The sequence below is a fragment of the Streptomyces rimosus genome (genome assembly GCF_008704655.1).
Taxonomy (GTDB): Bacteria; Actinomycetota; Actinomycetes; order Streptomycetales; family Streptomycetaceae; genus Streptomyces; species Streptomyces rimosus.
The window spans coordinates 9342854-9361154 of the sequence record NZ_CP023688.1 but is presented as its reverse complement, the minus strand read 5'-3'; the positions used below and the strand labels follow the sequence as shown (position 1 = coordinate 9361154).

14 protein-coding genes are annotated in these 18301 nt (G+C 68.0%); 6 read left to right on the top strand and 8 right to left on the bottom strand.

The window, feature by feature from the left end; all coding sequences use genetic code 11:
* The first annotated feature begins 445 nt into the window (after positions 1-445).
* From CP984_RS40955 to CP984_RS40945, 3 genes are all read left to right on the top strand, one after another.
* Positions 446-3271, top strand: a complete 2826-nt coding sequence (locus CP984_RS40955) for a DEAD/DEAH box helicase (protein ID WP_030183732.1) — start codon at positions 446-448, stop codon at positions 3269-3271.
* Between the two features lie 75 nt (positions 3272-3346).
* On the top strand, positions 3347-3895 hold the full coding sequence (locus CP984_RS40950; RefSeq protein WP_030190736.1) for an SLATT domain-containing protein: 549 nt from the start codon (positions 3347-3349) through the stop codon (positions 3893-3895).
* Positions 3896-3905: 10 nt separating this feature from the next.
* Entirely contained in the window at positions 3906-4775 is an 870-nt protein-coding gene (locus tag CP984_RS40945; protein WP_003986473.1) for an SMODS domain-containing nucleotidyltransferase, read from the top strand.
* A gap of 126 nt (positions 4776-4901) precedes the next feature.
* Here CP984_RS40945 and CP984_RS40940 read toward each other — a convergent pair whose 3' ends face one another.
* The gene (locus tag CP984_RS40940; RefSeq protein WP_003986474.1) at positions 4902-5336 is read right to left on the bottom strand and encodes a protein-L-isoaspartate O-methyltransferase family protein; all 435 of its coding nucleotides are present in this window, start codon (positions 5334-5336) and stop codon (positions 4902-4904) included.
* Positions 5337-5346: 10 nt separating this feature from the next.
* On the opposite strand from CP984_RS40940, the gene CP984_RS40935 reads away from it, so the two are divergent.
* Positions 5347-7506 (top strand): HNH endonuclease, encoded by a 2160-nt coding sequence (locus CP984_RS40935; protein ID WP_226048766.1) that lies wholly within the window; start codon positions 5347-5349, stop codon positions 7504-7506.
* An 11-nt stretch (positions 7507-7517) separates the two neighbouring features.
* Positions 7518-8882, top strand: a complete 1365-nt coding sequence (locus CP984_RS40930; RefSeq protein ID WP_003986478.1) for a hypothetical protein — start codon at positions 7518-7520, stop codon at positions 8880-8882.
* Positions 8883-9015: 133 nt separating this feature from the next.
* On the opposite strand, the gene CP984_RS40925 is transcribed toward CP984_RS40930, so the two are convergent.
* The 6 genes from CP984_RS40925 to CP984_RS40895 all read right to left on the bottom strand — a co-directional run bounded on the left by CP984_RS40925 (position 9016) and on the right by CP984_RS40895 (position 15392).
* Positions 9016-9591: a hypothetical protein gene (locus CP984_RS40925; protein WP_003986479.1), complete on the bottom strand. Its 576-nt coding sequence runs from the start codon at positions 9589-9591 to the stop codon at positions 9016-9018.
* The gene (locus tag CP984_RS40920; protein WP_032924409.1) at positions 9591-11234 is read right to left on the bottom strand and encodes a helix-turn-helix domain-containing protein; all 1644 of its coding nucleotides are present in this window, start codon (positions 11232-11234) and stop codon (positions 9591-9593) included. Before CP984_RS40920 ends, CP984_RS40925 begins: the two co-directional genes overlap by 1 nt.
* 239 nt (positions 11235-11473) lie before the next feature.
* The gene (locus tag CP984_RS40915) at positions 11474-11872 is read right to left on the bottom strand and encodes a hypothetical protein (RefSeq protein ID WP_030183720.1); all 399 of its coding nucleotides are present in this window, start codon (positions 11870-11872) and stop codon (positions 11474-11476) included.
* A gap of 11 nt (positions 11873-11883) precedes the next feature.
* Positions 11884-12321, bottom strand: coding sequence for an SAM-dependent methyltransferase (locus CP984_RS40910; protein WP_030183710.1), 438 nt, complete (start codon positions 12319-12321; stop codon positions 11884-11886).
* 1264 nt (positions 12322-13585) lie between these two features.
* Entirely contained in the window at positions 13586-14584 is a 999-nt protein-coding gene (locus tag CP984_RS40900) for an amidohydrolase family protein (RefSeq protein WP_003979323.1), read from the bottom strand.
* Between the two features lie 91 nt (positions 14585-14675).
* Positions 14676-15392, bottom strand: a complete 717-nt coding sequence (locus CP984_RS40895) for an SDR family oxidoreductase (RefSeq protein ID WP_030183705.1) — start codon at positions 15390-15392, stop codon at positions 14676-14678.
* A 221-nt stretch (positions 15393-15613) separates the two neighbouring features.
* Between CP984_RS40895 and CP984_RS40890 the strand changes: the two genes are divergently transcribed.
* Positions 15614-16651: an Lrp/AsnC family transcriptional regulator gene (locus CP984_RS40890; protein WP_003979321.1), complete on the top strand. Its 1038-nt coding sequence runs from the start codon at positions 15614-15616 to the stop codon at positions 16649-16651.
* 1220 nt (positions 16652-17871) lie between these two features.
* Here CP984_RS40890 and CP984_RS40885 read toward each other — a convergent pair.
* The gene (locus tag CP984_RS40885) at positions 17872-18195 is read right to left on the bottom strand and encodes a hypothetical protein (RefSeq protein ID WP_003979320.1); all 324 of its coding nucleotides are present in this window, start codon (positions 18193-18195) and stop codon (positions 17872-17874) included.
* Between the last annotated feature and the right edge of the window lie 106 nt (positions 18196-18301).

Below are 18301 nucleotides of genomic sequence, written 5' to 3'. Positions count from 1 at the left end.
ATTGCTCCGCAATTCAATGCGGGCCGCTTTTCTATGGTGCAGCGTTCGCGGCGCTTGGCTCCTGTCACTGTGGATCAGGCCAAAGATCAGCGGGCTACTTGCCGAGGGCAGACGGATACTCGATGCGGCCCGGGGTCTGCACCGGCGGCGGCGGCGCCCTGACCCCTTCCGCTGCTGAGTGCTTCGTGAACGGACCCGTTGAGGGGCCGCCAGCCTCCACGGTTCGCGCCGCATGCCCCTATGCTACGGGACACAACTCCTCGTGTCTACGTTTCTCCAAAACTGATGCAGCGTGATGCAAGGGCGGGTAGAGTCTGGAAAAACTGGTCACCCCCGGAGCGGACGGAGACGTCTGGTTCTTCGAGTCAGACAAATTATGTAACGCGCCTCAGGGAATTCATGCGCGAGAACTCGCTTGCAAAAATCGTCGGTTGGGAGTCGGTCAGTGACTAGTAGCGGTCTTTGGCGGCATCAGGCAGAAGCCGATGACGCGATTTTCCGGGGCCTTTCCGTACCTCCGGACGGGGTGGTGCCCGCCGGGGGCCTGCGGGGGACGGTGGTGATGGCGACCGGTACCGGCAAGACGCGCCTTGCAGCGGTCTCGGCCCGACGCCTGGTGCCCCGGGGGCGCGTGGGGGTAATGGTGCCGACGCTCGAACTGCTCACACAGACCGTCGAAACCTGGCGAGCCATGGGCCACCAGGAGCCGATGATCGCCGTGTGCTCCCTCGGCGCCGACCCTCTCCTGGAGACGCTCGGCGTGCGGTGCACGACCAACCCGACACAGCTGGCCCTGTGGGCGTCGGCCAGCGGACCGGTGACCATCTTCGCGACGTACGCGTCGCTGGTGCCGCAGGGACTGGAGGACGAAGGCGCCGACCTTGCGGTCGAGGCCGGCGGGCCGGGCCAGGCCGGCGACTCGGCGCCGGGGGCGCTGGAGCGGGCGATGCGCGGCTCCTACGGACAACGCCTCGGCACCTTCGACCTGCTGATCATCGACGAGGCACACCGCACGTCCGGTGACCTGGGCAAGAAGTGGGCGTCGGTGCTGGACAACGAGCGCATCCCCGCGGCGCGCAGGCTTTTCATGACGGCCACACCCCGCCTGTGGGAGGTCCAGCCCGGCCCCGGCGGCACCCGCCGGAGGAAGGGTGAGAAGGGCGCTGAGGAGCGTTCAGAGGCCGCGGAGGGCGATGCGGGTGGTGTGGGGCGGCTGGTCGCCTCGATGGATGACGAAGCGCTGTACGGGCCGGTGCTGTTCGAGTTCGGGCTGATGGAGGCCATCGAGCGCGGCGTCCTCGCCAGCTTCGAGATCGACGTGCTGGAGATCCGCGACCCAGAGATGCCCGGAGAAGGCGCTCCGGTCGAAGAGGTGCGGGGCCGGCGTCTCGCGGCACTGCAGGCCGCCCTGCTCAAGCACCTGAGCACCGAGGCCCTGGGAACGCGCTCCTTGCTGTCGTTCCACTGGCGCACCATCGAGGCGATGGCGGCCGCGCGGGCGCTGCCGGAGACGGCTGCGGAGCTGTACGCGATGGATCCCGCGGTCTACCCGAAGCGGGTGGGTTCGGAGTGGCTGTGCGGGGAGCATCCGGCCGTCTACCGGCGTCAGGTGCTGGGGCGGTTCGCCGACGGCCTGGACGCCGAGGGCTGGGTCAACGATGTGCAGATCCTGCACAGCTGTCAGGTCCTCAGCGAAGGCATCGACATCCGCGGCCGGCGGGGTGTGGACGGGGTGATCTTCGCGGACACGCGCAGCTCGCCGGTGCAGATCGTGCAGATCGCCGGACGCGGACTGCGCCAGAACCCCGGCGAAGGCAAAGTCGCCCGGCTGATCGTGCCCATCTTTCTGAAGCCGGGGGAGAATCCCGAGGACATGATGGCCTCGGCCTCCTACCGGCCCCTGGTCGCCGTCCTCCAAGGACTGCGGGCGCACGATGAGCGGATCGCGCAGCGGCTGCTGCTCACCACCCGCACCGCCCGCGGCCGCGCCACCAGCGTCGTCGGTCTTGACCCCGACGCCGACATCGATGAGGAATCCGCCGAGGCAGGCGAAGGCGGTGTCAGCGCGGACAGCGCGGGTGACGGTGCGGGCCCGGGCGCCGCGGAGTCGCAGGCCGCTGACGGTCAGGCTCCGGGGCCGGAGGAGGATGCCGATGGCGGTCTGGAGGACGGTGGGGCCGACGTCGGCGGGCGACAGGCGCGCAAGAAGACAAAGACGCCGTTGCTGCGGTTCTCGCTGCCGAAGAACCCCGACGTCATCGCCGCCTTTCTGCGTACCCGGGTGTTGCAGCCGGATTCGGAGGTGTGGCTGGCCGGCCTGAACGCCCTGCGGATCTGGGTCGAGGAGAACGGCAACGCGCAGGTACCGCTGGACGGCACCGTCACCCTTGGTGAAGACGGCGACCGTATCTACGCCCTGGGGGCGTGGATCAGCGAGCAGCGCAGGGCGTTTCGGGCCGGGACGCTCAAGGCGTGGCGCGCCGAGCTGCTGGACGAACTCGGGATGGTCTGGTCGGTCGCCGACGCGAAGTTCATGAAGAACCTGTCCGCGGCCCGCACCTATTACGCGGTGCACGGGACGCTCGCCGCCCCGAAGGACGCGGTCGCCGACGACGTGGCGGTCGGGCAGTGGCTCGCCAACCTGCGCAAGACCGGCGGCCTCGGCGCCAACGAGGAACGGGCCACCGAGCGCCGCCGGCTCCTGGAAGCCCTGGATCCGGACTGGAACCCGTCCTGGCCCGTCGACTGGCAGCGCCGCTACGTTCTTGTGCGACGGCTGCTGGAAGACGACGGTGCTACCCCGGGCGAGATCCGGCCGGGGGTCGTCGTGGACGGCGAGGACATCGGACGCTGGCTCAAGGCGCAGCGCGAGGGCTGGGAGCAGCTCCACGACGGGCAACGCGAACGCCTGGCCGCTCTCGGCATCGGGCCCGCCTCCCCGGACGAGGACCAGGACGTGGTGGAGGACGGCCCGGTTGGTACCGAGGCGTTCCCCAACGGCGTGCCCGGCCTCGCCGGCATGAACACCTTCGAGCGTGGTGTCGCCGCGCTGACCCAGTATCAGGCCCGCGAGAACACCCTCACCGTGCCCCGCAAACACACCGAAACCCTGCGGCCCGCAGAAGCCGACGGGGACGGTAAGGACGGTGGCGAGGAAGTGCTGGTGCGACTCGGCGTATGGCTATCCAACACTCGATCCAGGCGCGCCAAACTACGGCCCGAACAGCACACGGTGCTGGCCGACCTCGGACTGGAATGGGCAGCAACGTGAGTAGAGCTCAGTTACGAGAGTTGGCTGTGTGAACGACAGGGTCTGATTGTCAGTGCGCGACGCTAGCGTTGTTCCATGCCGGAAATCAGCCACCAGTCAACCGATGCTGAACGTCGCATGGCCATCGCAAGTGAGCTGGAGCGCTTGGAGGAGAGTGCGAAGTTCAGCTCGCAGTCCCAGTTCGAGCAGTCCAAGCGCTGGCGTGCCATCAATCTCTTGCTGGGTGTCCCGGCCAGTGGCCTGGCCGCCGTCGCCGGCGCCACGGCCTTGGTGACGACCACTGGGCGAGTGGTGGCTGGCCTCGTCGCCCTGGCTTCCGCCGTTTTGGGAGCCATCTTGACGACCACCAACGCCTCGCACCGGATGAACCAGGCCGCGGCAGCGGCTAACGCCTATCTGGAGATCCAGACCGCCGCCCGCCAGGCCCGCGAGATCGATCTTCCTTACTCGTCGGTGGACGAAGCGCGGACGGTCCTGGCCGAGCTCACCGCCCGGCGCGATGAGCAGAACAAGACCGCCGAGCCACCTGGCCGGCGCGCCTACCTGCGCGGCCGAAAGAACATCGAAGGCGGCGGGCAGACCTACGCCGTCGACGCATCACCAGACCAGTCCGAAATACAGTAAAGGGGCAAACATGGCACTTTCCGTGCACCAGGGGTTCGACTCCTTCTTGCAGCAGTTGGTACCTACGGCCGGCGAGCGTGACGCGAAGGCGCGCCATCGGCGCAGTGTGGAGGCTTCGCTGGAAGCCTCACCATTCGGAGTCTTCCTGTTCCGGGAGACGGGATCGTTCACCCATGGCACTGGTGTCCGGGGGCACTGCGACGTGGACCTTCTGGTCAGCATCAAAGCCAGCCGCCCCAACAGTTCGGACACCGCCCTGGGCTGGGTGAAGTCCACGCTCCAGGCAAGCTTCCCGTCTACCGAGGTCGTGGTCCGGCGCCCCACAGTCCAAGTCAGGTTCAACGGCGGGGCAGAGACCTGGGAGGTGCTTCCCGGGTTCGTCACCCTCCGGGGCGGTGACACGCCGGTCTACGACATCCCCGGAGCCGCCGGGGGATGGTTGGACTCCGCGCCTACCGCACACCTGGGCTACGTGAACGAGGTCAACCAGATCCCTGCTGTCGCCGGCGGCGCCAAAAGGCTCGCCCGGCTGGCCAAGGCATGGAAGTACTACAACAACGTACCGATCTCCTCCTTTTACCTGGAGATGCGCGCCGCCCAGTACGTGGCGGGCATATCAAACTTTATTCCGGTTTGGGATATGTGCCTGTTCTTGGAGAAGCTCAGCGGCCACCAGCTCGCTGCCATGAACGATCCGAAGAACAAGGCGGGACGGTTTACCGCCTGCTCCAGCGAGGCAACCCGCCGAGACGCACTGTCCAAGCTCAGTACGGCGGCGACCCGCGCCAGAAAGGCGCTCGATGCCTACCAGAAGAATGATCACTCCACAGCATTCGCCTACCTTGACCTTCTGTTCGGGTATCACTTCCCTATCCGGTGACCCGCCCACAAACAGCCCGATGCATCTTTCACCGAAGGTAGGCGGCCGCGCGACGCTCTCTCCAGCATCGTGATCAGTGGTATCGGTCGGAGGATGCTGAGAGCCTGTAACGTCGGCACCGCACCGTCATGAAGCGGCCTGGCAGGGGTCACTTCCGAATTTGGATGTCTGGCTGTCGTGGTCAGCGATGACGCGCAGGTCTGGGAAGCGGAACCATCCGAGGTCGCGCCATTGGCGGTGTCCGCGCTGGCCGCGTACGGGCATGAAGTTCACGGCGGCCACCAGGCGGCCCTCGGCGGCGCCGTGGCCGTCGCAGCGCAGCAGGGCCAGGGCGTCCGAACCGAACGGGGTGGCCAGCGGGGTAAGGATGGTGCCGCCGGCGCTCATCTGGTCCAGCCAGGCCGGGGGGATCCGCTGGACGGCGGCCGTGGAGATCAGCCGGTCATACGGGGCGCGGGCCCGGTGGCCCTGTTCCCCGTCGCCGACGACGACGGCCGGGGCCAGGTCCAGCGCGTTCAGCTTGTCGCGGGCCTGCTGGGCGATCGTCGCGTCGATCTCCACGGTCGTGACGTTGTCAGCGCCGATCCGCCGGGACGGTTTGGTAGGCGTCTTACACAATTTCAGTACGTTCCGTGCCGAAATGGCTTCTGATGCGTTGTTTAAGTGTCATGCGGTGAAGGGCGGAGATGTAGTGACCGAGCGTGATACCCGACGGCTTTTCAGACAAGATCAGCGGAAGGTGCTGTTCTCCCTGGCCGAGGGGCGCTGCCAGATTTGCAGCGCGGAACTGGGTGAGGACTGGAATGCCGATCACAGAATCCCATGGTCAGAGGGCGGCCCCACCACGATCGAGAACGGTCAGGCAGTATGCGGCCCCTGCAATACAAGCAAAGGAACCGGGTCGCAGTATGCGGACGAGTTCCAAGCTCGCCCCTTTCAGCGCGAAGTTTTGTTTCAGGCGCTTGAGCGCATTCAGGAAAAGCAGCGCTTTTCGGTTGTTCTAGCCTCACCTGGCTCGGGCAAGACGCTCGCATACCAGGCTCTTGCGACCCATCTGTTCCGGCTTGGGCTGATCGACTACGTAGCTGTCTTCGCGCCGCGTATTGCTCTCGCCGTGCAGTGTGAGACGACCTGGATGTGGGTGGACCTGAACAAACAGGTCCACGGCATGTGTCATCTATTCGACCCGGCGAAGCGATTCGGGAGAATCCGGCACAAGATCAAAGAGACTCCCCTCACGAAGTGGAGTGAACCGGGCACGGGGTTCGTCGCCACGTACTGCTCGCTGGTCCACAACGAAAGTGTCTTCATGGAGTGGGGGCGGGAACATCGAGGGCGCTTCCTGCTGGTCGCCGACGAGGCGCAGTTTTGCGGATCAAATTCCGATGACAGGGAAGATGGCGGCACGAAGTCGGGAGCTCTGGTCGAGCAGTTGCACGAGTATGCGCTGCACACGGTTCTGCTGACAGGGACGCCGTACCGAGCTGACGGGCAGCCGTTGATCCTTGCCGACTATGAGTCGGATCCAGACGATCCGAAGAAGCGGATTCTGGTGTCTCACGCGCAGGCGAAGTACTCGGACGGCATCGCTGAGGGGTACTTGCGCACGTTCGAGCTGCATCGTACAGATTCTCGTGTATCGAAGCGCACACTCGGGGATCCCTGCAGCGGAGCGGGAGACAGAGTGCTGGAGTACAACCTGTCCGATGATGGCAGCGAGTTGGTTCCAGTGCTGCGCGATGAGGATGTTTGGAAGCCTCTGGTGGATCGCGTCGTGGCCAAGGTGCGCGATAAGCAGAAGTTTCACGCGTCCTACCGAGGTCTCATCTCCTGCATCGAGCAGCGTGACGCGAAAAAGGTGAAGAAGTACCTTGAGGAGCGGTATCCCGCTCTACGTGTCGGCCTGGCGGTGTCGTCCGAGACCGACGCGGCGCAGACTCTCGAAGACTTCAAGCACCAACCGATGGACATCTTGGTCACCGTTCGAATGGCATTCATCGGCTACGACTGTCCGCAGATCACTGTGGTGGGGATTCTTACCAATTACCGGCACAGCGGGCACCTCAGCCAGTTGGTGGGACGGGGCCTTCGGGTGTGGAAGGAGGGACCGCCGCCACGAGAGCAGTCGTGTGTGATCGTCGCACCGGACGACCCCAAGATGGAGGAGTTCCTGCGGTACCTGCGAGAGGAGGAGCAGCAGGGGCTGGCAATCATCGAGCGACGGGAGCCCGGTGAGCCGGACGGGCCTGGAGGGACAGTCCAGGAGGAGATTTCCTACATCGACAAGGCCTACGCGACGAATACCCGGGCGTCCGACAACGAACGCAACATGGAGGCCTCCACGCTAACGATGATCGAGGGACTGAAGGTTGCGGTGGACTCCGGCGAAGATGCCACCAAACTCTTGAGGCTCCTGGACCTGGCGGGCTTGGCGGTACAAGAGCAGGTCGTACCCGACCCGCGATCGGCACCTCCAGCGCCCCCACCGCAGGTACCCAAGACGGAGCGCCAGCAGGTCGCCGAGATCAACGCCAAGGTGAAGGATGAGATCACCAGCTACCTTCACCTCCGCGGAGTGAGCGTCAAGGCACCTGGCTATGAGCAGGCGGTGACGAATGCGACCGGCCGGGTGAACTCGGTTGCTGGCTACACCTCGGCCGAGGCCGACACGGTGGACAAGGCTGACCGCAGGCTTAGAGCGGCCAAGGCTCTAAGCAGGTATCTCGGTTAGGAAGGGATCAGATGTCTGTTCGTTCTGACTCCAACAGCTACCTCACCGAAGAGCAGCAGCAGGTATACCAGCTTCGGGAGTCGTTGGAACGCAACGGCGGCAGCCCGGTCGGCTTTCTGGGGCTGCTGGCCGCAGTCGTCAAGGCCGACACGTGGCGCAAGGTACCCTCCGGAGTCAATGGGGAGAAGCCCTTCGCCGACTTCACCGACTTCCTGCAGGCCAAGCCCCCGTTCGGGCTGGGGACCAAGGTCGAGCATGTCCGCGTTCTCCTGCAGATCCCACACCCGCATGAAGGCGTCCCCCATATCCGTCAGGAGATGGACGAGATGCGGGCCGTGGTGAATAAGCTCCTCGGCCCTGATCTCTCTGCGGATCCGGTGTTCCAAGACGCGCAGCGCTTTGGCACCTACGCAACGTCGGGCGGGTGGCTCTTCGGCCTCATGGTGGCCCGCAGCGTCCACAAGAACCGTGGTCAACGACCCGGCACGGTGGTAGCTCAGGCCGGCGAACTCGCCGGACCATCCCAGAAGATCCCTCTGACCGCTTTCGCCGCGGCTGCGCGGTGTTCCACCGACCGGGTTTCCCGGTTTTACAACGCGTGGGAACGGGCTGCCACAGCCGGCCTGGTACCCGCCTGCGACGAACTGCGGCCCGGCGACACTGTCGAACTGCCCGACACGAGCCTGTGGAGCACCTACTTCACCAGTTTCGAACGATCCACAGACCGGCGCGAGGCCATCGCCGAGCAAGCTGAAGCATCCGGCACCAGCTACAGCAAGGCCCTCGACATCGCGACAAACCCCAGCGCCCTGCGCACCGCGATCCTCGCCGATCCCAAAGCCGCCACAGCAGCACACGAGGCGCTGATGGACCGTCTGGAGGACGACAGCGAACTCCAGAGGTCAATGGCCCGTGCTCTTGCCGAAGCTCCCCAACTGAAGAAAGCGTTGGCGACCGAGGCACGGCGTACGGACCAACTCGACTACGTCCGCAAGATCGCCGAAGAGGGCACCGTCAAGACCCTGGCGGGACGATGCATCGAGGCGCCCGCGCAGGTGAAGGCCGAGGCCGAACGCTACCTGACCCAGTTGGAGAACACCGCGCTAGACGGCCCGGCCGAGTCGGTCGCGCAAGCCTACGAAGCCGTCCAGCAGCTCATCACCGAGACCATCGAGGCCAACCCGGAAATCAGCCTCCAGGAACGACGCGCCCGGTTCCACAGTCAGGTGACCAAAGCCTCCAAGACGTTCCAGCAACTCGCCCTGGACGACGTCGCCGACCTCTACGAAGCAGACGTAGTCAGCGAACTCGAGGCCCTCCAGACAGCCGTCACCACCTGTCTTGAAGGCATCAAACGCGGAGCTCTGAAGCAATAACCCCACTGTTGCGCCAGCCCGGTGTGCTCAGCGGCATTCCCGGGCACTGCATAGCGGCGCAACAGATGCAGAATGCCCGAGAAGGCCGCTTCGACCGACCATGCCGCCCATGTGATGCGGGATGGCATTGTGGTCAGGCGGCCCAGCCGACGGAGGAGACGTTGCTGTACGCGTCGTAGTCGGAGCCGAGGTCGGTGATGAGGTCATCCCAGATGCGGTCCAACGCCTCGGCGTCGTCGGCCAGCCAGGCATCGACCGCCGCATCCCAGACGCGGGGGCGTACGGACAGCCGTCGGGTGGCCAGGTCCCGCTGGTGGCGGCCTTCGACCCGGGTCTGGTCGACCGGGTTGATTTCGATGCGGGTGCCGCCGCGGGACGTCAGGCGGCGTTTGAGGTCCGCGGCCACGTTGCGACGCCGCAGGTCCCAGTACGCCACGTCCAGCTTCAGGCGGTTGGCCGCGTTCGGCGAGCGCTCCTCCGCGAGCCAGGCGTACAGGGTGCGGGTGGTCACGCTGATGCCCGCGCGCTCCATGGCCGCGTAGCCGGCCTCGGAGGCGGTCAGGTAGCGCAGGCGGGCGGCGATGCCCCGCTCGGAGTGGGGCGAGGACTGCAGGCCCGTCACCATGCGCTCGATGCCGTAGCCGAGGGCGTCACCGCCACCCATACCCTGGGCGTTGTAGCGGCCCAGCTCCATCCACCGCCCCGCCATCAGCGGGCTCCGTCAGGCGCGGTGACGGTGTAGATGACGGGTTCGCCGTCGCGGTCGGTCTTGACCTTCATCTCCCCCAGGCCCCGGCCCTCGGGGAAGACCGGGCGCCAGTCGCCGGCGACGTGCAGCTCGTCGGTGCCCATGACGCTGATGACGGTCAGGCCGGCCTGGTGGGCCTTGTAGGCGCGGTTCCACAGGTTCGCGAACGCCTGGGAGCGCACGAGGTGCATCCAGTCCGGCCGCATGATCTCCCGGTTGTGGACCGACTCGCCCAGGGTGGAGACGAACTTGGCGTACATCGCTTTCACATACGCCTCGGTGACGTCATCGCCTGCCTCGATGGCCTTGGTGCGGGCGCCGGCGAGCAGGACGCGCAGGGCGTCGAGGAAGTTCTCGGTGGCGCCGGAGGTCCAGGACTCGTGGATGTGCGGCGGTTCGTCCAGGAGGCGGTACTTGGGGCCCGCGAGGCGCAGCAGGAGGCGCAGGGTGGACTCCGTCACCCACAGGGGGCCCGGTTCGTCGCGGTCGCCGAGGGGGTTGGGCAGGTCGCGGTGGTCCCACGGGGGTGGGGTGATCAGGTGGACGCCGGCGCGCTTGCGGTCATGCGTGCCGTCGGTGGAGTGCTCCAGCTTGCCGATCGGCAGCCAGGTTTTCATCGCGGAGAGGTAGGCGGCATTGACGTCCAGGGCGGTGACGTGAAGGGGGCCGTCGGGGTGGCGGCGGTGGTCGGGGTGGCGCCAGTTCGGGCGGGCCTCCCAGATCAGATCGGGATCGCCCTTCTTCGGCTTGTGCAGGATGTCCGGCAGGGCCGGGTAGGCGGTGTAGTCGTAGCGGGCGTTGACGCGGGTCTCGTCGAACAGGGCCATCACGTCGGGGATGGCCCGCTTGATCAGCGCGGCCGTCGCGGCATCCGCGTCGCCCTCGGCTTTGTCCAGTTCGGTGCGCACCGCGCGGACGATGAGCTGCTCGGTGTCGGCCTGGGCGCGGGCGGCGGAGCGGGCGCGGCGCTGGGACTGGTGACGCTGCGCGTTGCGTGCCGCCAGCGCGGCCGGGCTCGAATCCGGCCCCGGGGCGGGGGCAGAGCTTGCGGAGGTGGTCGGCGCCGGCACAGCGGCAGCCGGCGCACCCGCGGCCGGCTCCGTGGCCGGAGCAGCCGCGGGCGGCGAAGCGGAGACCGGGGTGGCGGCGGGAGCCGGGCAGAAACCGCCCGGGTGCAGGGAACGGCCGTCGGTCGCCTTGTACGGAGTGGGGGCACCACAGCGCAGACACGGGGCCATCTCGCCCTGGACGACCAGACCGTCGGGACCGAAAGCGCTGTACGCCTCGGCGAACACCGGCGCCACAGCCGCCGCTGGCACCGGCGCGGCAGGAGCCTCGGGCGCCTCGGCCGGAGCAGGGTGGAGCTGAGCCAGGCCCTCCAACAGCCGCAGGTACGCCAACCGCGCCGGAGGCGCCGGCTCGCTGGTCCCGGCCTCCCAGTTCGCCACCGTCTGACGCCCCACCCCGCACGCCTGCGCCACCTGGGTGCGCGACAGCTTCGCCGCCGTCCGCAACCGCAACCGCTCCTCCGGAGACGGCATCACAGCCGCCAACCGCGCCTCCTCCAACAATGACTCCACACTCGGACCCTTGTCGTCAGCCATACGCCCACCCTAGCGGCATTGGGCACTGATTAGGCGACCATTAGGCGGTCATTACCGACGCGGAGGTGGGATCACCATGTGACGCTGATGGAAGGGGCGTTGTGCGGAAGGGGCGTGCCCGGCTCGGTTCACCCGCGCGCCCTCCTCAGCAGCCGCCGAGCCGTAGACAGCCCCGCCGGGTACCCGGCTTCAGCCAGCTGCCGGGCGACCTCCCCGGCCGGCACTCGTGTGCCCGCACATCACTGGGTGCAGGTAGTGGTCAGGTAAGGCTGCGAGGTGGCGGGCTCGGGGGTGCGGGCGGTGACGAGCAGGCGGCGGTCCGCGGGGGTGAAGGATTCGCCCGCATCGCCGAGGAAGTGTACGTCGGTGAAACCGGCCCCGTGCAGCCACCGCTCCCACACGTGGGGGTCGAGCAGACGCATCGACCAGTGGCAGGTGCGCAGGGTGCGGTCGCGGACCACGGTGCGGCGTGAGGCGAGACGGCCGGTGGCGTCGTCGACGGTGATCTCGTCGAGCATGAAGTCCGCGCCCACCCGGCGCAGGCACAGGACCGGGCCGGCGGCGGCCTGCTCGCGCTGAGGCAGAGGGTTGAGGGCATCGATGAGCAGCCGGCCGCCCGGGCGCAGGGCGCGGTGCAACAGGCGCAGGATCAGGTGGTTGTCGGGGTCGGTGGTGTAACCCCGAAGGTGGTGAACCGCATCAGGGCGGCGTCAAAGGCGCCGCGGGCGGTCAGGTGTCGCAGGTCGGTGGCCTCGAAGCCGGCCGGCAGGTGGTGGCAGGCGGCACCGGTGCGGGCAAGCTCGATCAGGTGGCGGCTGCGGTCGACGCCGTGCACGCTCGTCCCGTAGCGGGCCATCTCCAGCGCGATACGACCGTAGCCGCACCCGGCGTCCAGCACCCGCATCCCGGGCTGCAGCCCCGCGGCACGCATCGCGATGCCGGCCTCCCGGCGGTTGAAGTCCGCGGTGTGGTCGGCACGCATGAAATACACGTAATCCGCATCGAAGACCGCCTCCAGGTCGGCCTCGCTCATCGCGCCCCACTGCGCCAACGCGACCGCCCCCGCACCACTCACCTGCCGCACCACGCCCTCACCTCCTCCCGACCGCGCCCCGGCCCCCCAAACGCACATCGTGGCAATGCGACGCCAGGCCCCCACCACAGCCTCGCCACCGCACAACCACTCCCGACAGCGCCCCGCAGCTCACCGCGCCCACCGCCCTGGGGTGAGAAGAGCTGTGCTGTATCCCCTTGAACGGTGCCTGACTGTGACAGGCGGGCAGGTCGGGGTGTGTGCGGCCGGATGCCTTCTGCCGCGCCTGCCCTGACCGGGCGATCCGGCGGTGGTCTTCGGCGCCCGGGCAAACGCTGTCGCGGTCATCGCGATACGACCGCCACCGGAGGGCCGGCCGCGTCAACGCTGACAGGACGGGGCAAGCATGGCGCAAGGACCTGTGTCCCCCATCTCGGACAAGACGGTCCACGACTGACCTCCAACTGCCTGCCGTCACGCTCACCGACGCGGAGAACACGGAGGCCGACGCCTTGTTGCGCACCGTGGCCGATGTCCCGGTCAACGCCACTTGGGGTGCTGCACCGCACCGGGCTCGCCGCGCAGGAACTGCCGTTGCGCATCCGTACCGCTCTGACCGGAATGCGGCTCTACGACAGCCCGCGCGCCCTCGTCGTCACAGGCCTCGGCATCGACGACACCCCCGTCGCACTTCGTGCCCACAGCCGCCACGGGCCGGACCACAGCATGCCCTTGCCCAAGGTGCCCTCGGCGGGTGCGGCCTGGTCGGCCTCGAACTCCACCACCGCCTCGGGCCGTACGGGAAGGCAGGAGATGGGCGGGGAGCCGGCCAGGCCTCCGACAGTGCCCGGCAGCCCGCTGCGACGTACCAGGGTGAGGGCCTGCGGATGCAGCAGTCCGGCAAACTGATGGCACAGCGCGGCCGACAGCGGCAGGCTCCCCCGACGGCCGGCAGGGCACCGCTGGTGCGGAGCAGGCCCAGCACGAGGGCCTGGGCGGCCGGGCCGGTGCCGGTGCCGGCACCGGTGCCGCCAAGGATGGCGACGTCCAGGGTGCGGCGCCGTCTCCACTTGAGTCAGCCGGAGGCCGTACGGCCCGCGGTGTACGGACGGTCCGGCTTGGACACCATGCTTTGACGCCACCGAGCGCGCCCGCTGTCAGAACGGGTCGTCCGGAGGCGGAGGCAGACCGCGCAGCACCGTCTCCGGAAGGCAGATCGCGCACATGGTGGCCGCCTCCGGGCACTTGAGCAGCGCCCGGGGGCCGTCCCCTGCAGGAGCCTGCCGCGCACGCACCGTCAGGAGACACCCGGCCGCAATCACCGGACCTCACCCAGCCGGAACAGGGCCTCCGCGTTGCCGGAAGCGATCCTGGCGCGGTCCGCGGGGCTGGGGACGGCGTCGAAGAACTGCCCGACTGCCGCCGCGCCGGGCCGGTGGAAGGGGTAGTCGGTGGAGAACAGCACGCGGTCTGCGCCGGTGAAGTCCAGGGTGTGGCGCAGCAGCCGTTCCTGCAGCATCCCGCTGCAGGTGATGTGGATGTTGGTCTGGATGTAGTCCGACACCCGGCGTTCGAGGTGTGTGGCGACATGGGAGAGGCCCTCGATGCGGTCCATCCAGAACAGCAGCATCTCGCCCCAGTGACCGAGGACGAGCTGGAGACCGGGGTGGCGGTCGAACGTGCCCCGCAGGATGAGCCGCAGCGCGGCCAGGCCCGCGTCCATGTGCCAGCCCCAGCCGAAACTCGCCAGCGCGAGACCGATCTGTGGACCCAGCCCCCGGTAGGCGGCATCGCGCAGCTCATTGGAGGCGATCTGCGGGTGGAGGAAGACCGGCTGGTGCAGGCGGGCCGCGGTGGCGAGCAGGTCGTCGTAGGCGGGATCGTCCAGCATCCGGTTGCCGGTCCGGCCGAAGACCATGGTGCCGACGTGTCCCAGCCTGGTGGCGCACCGTTCGAGTTCGGCTGCCGCGGCCTGCGGATCGCCGGTCGGCAGCGTCGCGAACGCGCGGAAGCGGTCCGGATGCGCGCGCACCGCATCAGCGGCCTCGTCGTTCGCGTCTCTGGCCAGCACGATGGCCTCGCGGGCGGGGAGGGCCTGGGTGGCAGGTGTGACGACCGACAGGACGGAGATGTCGATGCCGGCGGCGTCCATCGCCTCGATGCGGCCCTGCCCGATGTCCTCGAGCCGGGCCTGGTTGTCGCCCATGGTGTTGAAGATGACGCTGTCGTCCCGCGCCCCGTCCGGCAGGCGATCGAGCGCCTCGCGGATGGTGACGCTGTTCCAGTGTTCTTCGATTGCGATGATTTTCACGGTCATGCCCTCCGGGCCGCCAGTGGTGTGCAGACCAGGGGTTCCAGAGATGCTCTGGGTGTGGTCGGGGGTGTGGTGGGACGTATGCCGGCGGATTTCACCACGGGACGCTCTGACCGAAGCGGTCCAGGTACGCAAGGCCCGGCTTTCCCAGCCTCGACAGGAGTACGTCCACGATTTCCGGGACCGTTTCGTCGATGGTGAAGGGCGCATCCTGTCCTCCCAGGTCTGTACGGATCCAGCCTGGCGCCATGAGCAGGAGGGCGCGCCGGGTCCCGGACTGCCGCACCGCAAAACTGCGCATGAACATATTCAGGGCTGCTTTGCTGCCGCGGTAAACCTCGCGCAGCCCGGTCGTATTGTTCGTGATGCTGCCCTGCCCGGAGGACATCACCCCGATGAGCCCGGTCGGGGAAACGAGGCCCTCAAGGGCTTCGATGACACGCAGCGGGCTGAGCGCATTGGTCATCATCACCTCGGCGAATTCGGCTGCGGGAACCGCGCCGATCGGCGTCGCCTCATTGTTCGTGGTGCCCGCGTTGACAAAGAGAATGTCCAGTTCGCGCTGCGCCAGACGCTCGTGCAGCGGAGCCAGCTGTGCGGGCTCGTTGATGTCGAGATGCTCGATAAGAACACGCCCGCCGGACCGGTCCGCCAGGTCGTGCAGGAGCGTTCGGGCAGCGGTGTCGCGGACCGTGCCGATGACATTCCACCCCCGGGCGGCCAGTTCGGCCGCCATGGCATAACCGAGGCCGCGTGACGCCCCGACGATGAGAGCGGTCGGCGTGTACCGGTCCGCACCAGTTGATGACACTTCCCTTGATGACACTTCCGCGTCATCTCCTTTCTTCGCATTGCAGGCTCGAACCGATTCGCAAGCTCAGAACGAGTCGCGGGCTCAGAACGAGTGGCGGGCTCAGGCCCGGCGGTGAACCCAGGCCGAGGCCCGATGCGCTGCAAGTGTCGCCACTCCCCCGCCTCCGGCTCACGCCCGGGAGACCAATTTGTACGATTGCCCGCATGACGGGAGCCCCCATGACCGAATCCGCCGCCGTACAGCCCGACGATGTGCGAATCATCCGCGCACTCCAAGTCGCCCCGCGGGCCTCGTTCGCCTCGATCGCGGCTGTACTCGGCCTCACCGAAGGCGCCGTCAGCCGCAGATACCGACGACTGCGCGCCGAAGGCGCCATCCGCGTCGCCGGCGTCGTCGACCCCGGGGCCCTGGGACAAAGCAGATGGCTGGTACGACTGCGCTGCCGCCCCGGCAGCGTCACGGCAATCGCCCACGCACTCGCCAAACGCGACGACGTCAGCTGGGTGGCCCTCGGCGCCGCAGGCTCCGAAATCACCTGCGCAGTCCGGTCACGGACCCGCAAACAACGAGAGGACCTCCTCGGCCAGCGGCTTCCGCGCACCGCATCCGTCATCGACATCCATGCCTCCGCCGTACTGCGCCAATTCGCCGGCGGCCGCGGCCACTACTGGGCCGCACTGAACGGCACACTGACTCCGCAAGAAGAAGCGATGCTCGGCAGCGAAGGCCCCCCGTTCACGGAAATCCCGGTCGTCACCCGCGATCCAGTGCACCTCACCCCCGGGGACGAGAAAATGCTCGAAGCTCTCGCCGCAGACGGCCGCGCCAGCCTCGTCGACCTCGGCCAAGCAGCAGACCTCACCCCCGGACGCGCATCACGCCGCCTTCAGGCACTGCTCCGCCACCGCGTCGTCTACATCGATGTCGAAATCGCCCCAGCCGCACTGGGCTACCACGCTCGGGCCCACCTGTGGCTCCGCGTACACCCCTCGGCAGTCAAGAACGTGGGACGCACCCTCGCACAAGAACCCGAAATCGCCTTCGCCGCAGCCACCTCCGGACCCCACAACATCCTGGCCACCGCACACAGCCGAGATCTCGACGAACTCTTCGAATTCACATCGGACCGCATCGGACCGCTGCCCGGCGTCCAGAACATGGAAATCTCCCCCCTGCTCGAGCAGATCAAACAGGTCGGCACACTCGTATCCGGCGACCGCCTCGTCGAACAGCGAAGCACCCCAGCGCGACACTGAGCAGCACACGCCGCAGCCGCTGCCACGCCACGCCGACGCCAGCCACCACCGGACCCCGGTCACGCACCGCGGATCGCGGAGCGCGGATCGCGTACGAAAGGGACTTCCACCGCGGCCCCTTCAAGCACGAGCTCCAGCACCACCACGGTGATTCGGCGGCGGCAAACGTGACCGACCCGGGGCCAGTGGGAGGACGCGGAGCCGTACACGGCGTGGAAAGGAGAAGAGACTGCGGTGCGTCTGCCCCGCCCCTTCCACGGCAAGCGGCCCCGCTGATGCTCAGGCTAGGCCAACCGGCCCTCGAAGGACGGCTGTTCGCCGGTGTGCCGACCGTCGAGCCGAGGGTGGCCCCGACCCGATGACCGGCCGCCGGGCCGCTGCTAGCCTCGCAGCAGCGGCTCGCGGGGGACGGGGGTCCGCGATGAGGTCCGCAGCAGCGAAAGCCGGTCGTTTCACCGCGGTGGTGGCCCTGATGGTGCTCGCCGGTGTCACGGCGTGCGGGCAGCCCGGCGGTGGTACAGGGCCCGGTGGTGCGCCCACCGGTACGGCGTCGCCCGCCGGGTCACGGAACGGCGCTCCCGCGTCCGGCGGGGCAGGCGGGGGCGGAGGCGGCGGGGGCGGTCAGGCCTCGTACAGTCAGGGCGGGGACCCGGTGAAGCCGGTGTCGCAGCCTCCTACGGATACGGGGGACCCCGAGAAGACTGGCCCCGGAACCACGCCTACGTCAGGGATCACGCCCTCGCTCAACTGTACGAGGCCTTCGGATGAGGCAGCCGAGTGCCCGACGCGGACTTCACCGTCGCCCGACAGCTCGCCCAGCCCGTCGTCCGACGAACGTGACAGTTTCCGGAACCCCGGACAGTCCGAGGGCACTCAGCAGCAGCCCGGGCAGGACGAACGGTCTGCGCAGCCGGACACCACCCGTCCCGGCCCCACCCAGCCCGCCTCCAGCACCCCTTGACGGGCGATGGCCGCCCCGCCCGCCGTACCGGGTGATCCGGACGTCGCCCGCGCCCGGCGCCGTCGGCGGATCCGCCGGGCCGCCCCGCCGCCGGGCACCTCCGGCTCTGGCCCCGACTCCGGCACGCCCTCGCAGCCCGACCCACGATTCGAGTTCCTCAACTGCCGACTCGCACGAAAGTGACCTGCGACTTTGCAATCCATGTTCCGGGCATCCCGCACTCGCTGCGCCACACGGTCCGGCATCCCCACCCCGTGGGTCAGGTGCATTTTTGGGTGGTCCGGGGCGCGGGGCCCTGGCCGCGGGTGATCTGGAAGTCGATGGGAATGTCGAAGTCGGTGGATGCGGCGTCGGTGTGTGTGGTTTCCGGGAAGTCGATGATGACCAGGCGAATCCAGGTGTCGGAGGAGCGTTTGATCACGACGGACTGGCCGACGTCGCCCGCTGAGACCTGGCAGGTGGTCCACGGGGTAATGACGGAGTAGACGGCTCCCGGGATGTTGTTGCCGTCGACCGACAGCACGCTGATCGTGACCAGGCCGTCCCGGGTACGGGCCGGGCGGGAGGAATGAGCGGTCAGCATCGCTGTTCCCGGTGTCCACGCCGGCTGAGGCACGGAAGACGGGGAAAGGGAAGCTTTCGCCGTGTTCTGTCCTGCTGTGCGCGAGCGGGTTGGGGTAGCGAGGCCC

Coding starts and splice junctions, on each gene's coding strand:
- CP984_RS40950 (WP_030190736.1), top strand. CDS start 3,347: ATGCCGGAAATCAGCCACCAGTCAACCGATGCTGAACGTCGCATGGCC.
- CP984_RS40945 (WP_003986473.1), top strand. CDS start 3,906: ATGGCACTTTCCGTGCACCAGGGGTTCGACTCCTTCTTGCAGCAGTTG.
- CP984_RS40930 (WP_003986478.1), top strand. CDS start 7,518: ATGTCTGTTCGTTCTGACTCCAACAGCTACCTCACCGAAGAGCAGCAG.
- CP984_RS40925 (WP_003986479.1), bottom strand. CDS start 9,591: ATGGCGGGGCGGTGGATGGAGCTGGGCCGCTACAACGCCCAGGGTATG.
- CP984_RS40920 (WP_032924409.1), bottom strand. CDS start 11,234: ATGGCTGACGACAAGGGTCCGAGTGTGGAGTCATTGTTGGAGGAGGCG.
- CP984_RS40900 (WP_003979323.1), bottom strand. CDS start 14,584: ATGACCGTGAAAATCATCGCAATCGAAGAACACTGGAACAGCGTCACC.
- CP984_RS40890 (WP_003979321.1), top strand. CDS start 15,614: ATGACCGAATCCGCCGCCGTACAGCCCGACGATGTGCGAATCATCCGC.
- CP984_RS40885 (WP_003979320.1), bottom strand. CDS start 18,195: ATGCTGACCGCTCATTCCTCCCGCCCGGCCCGTACCCGGGACGGCCTG.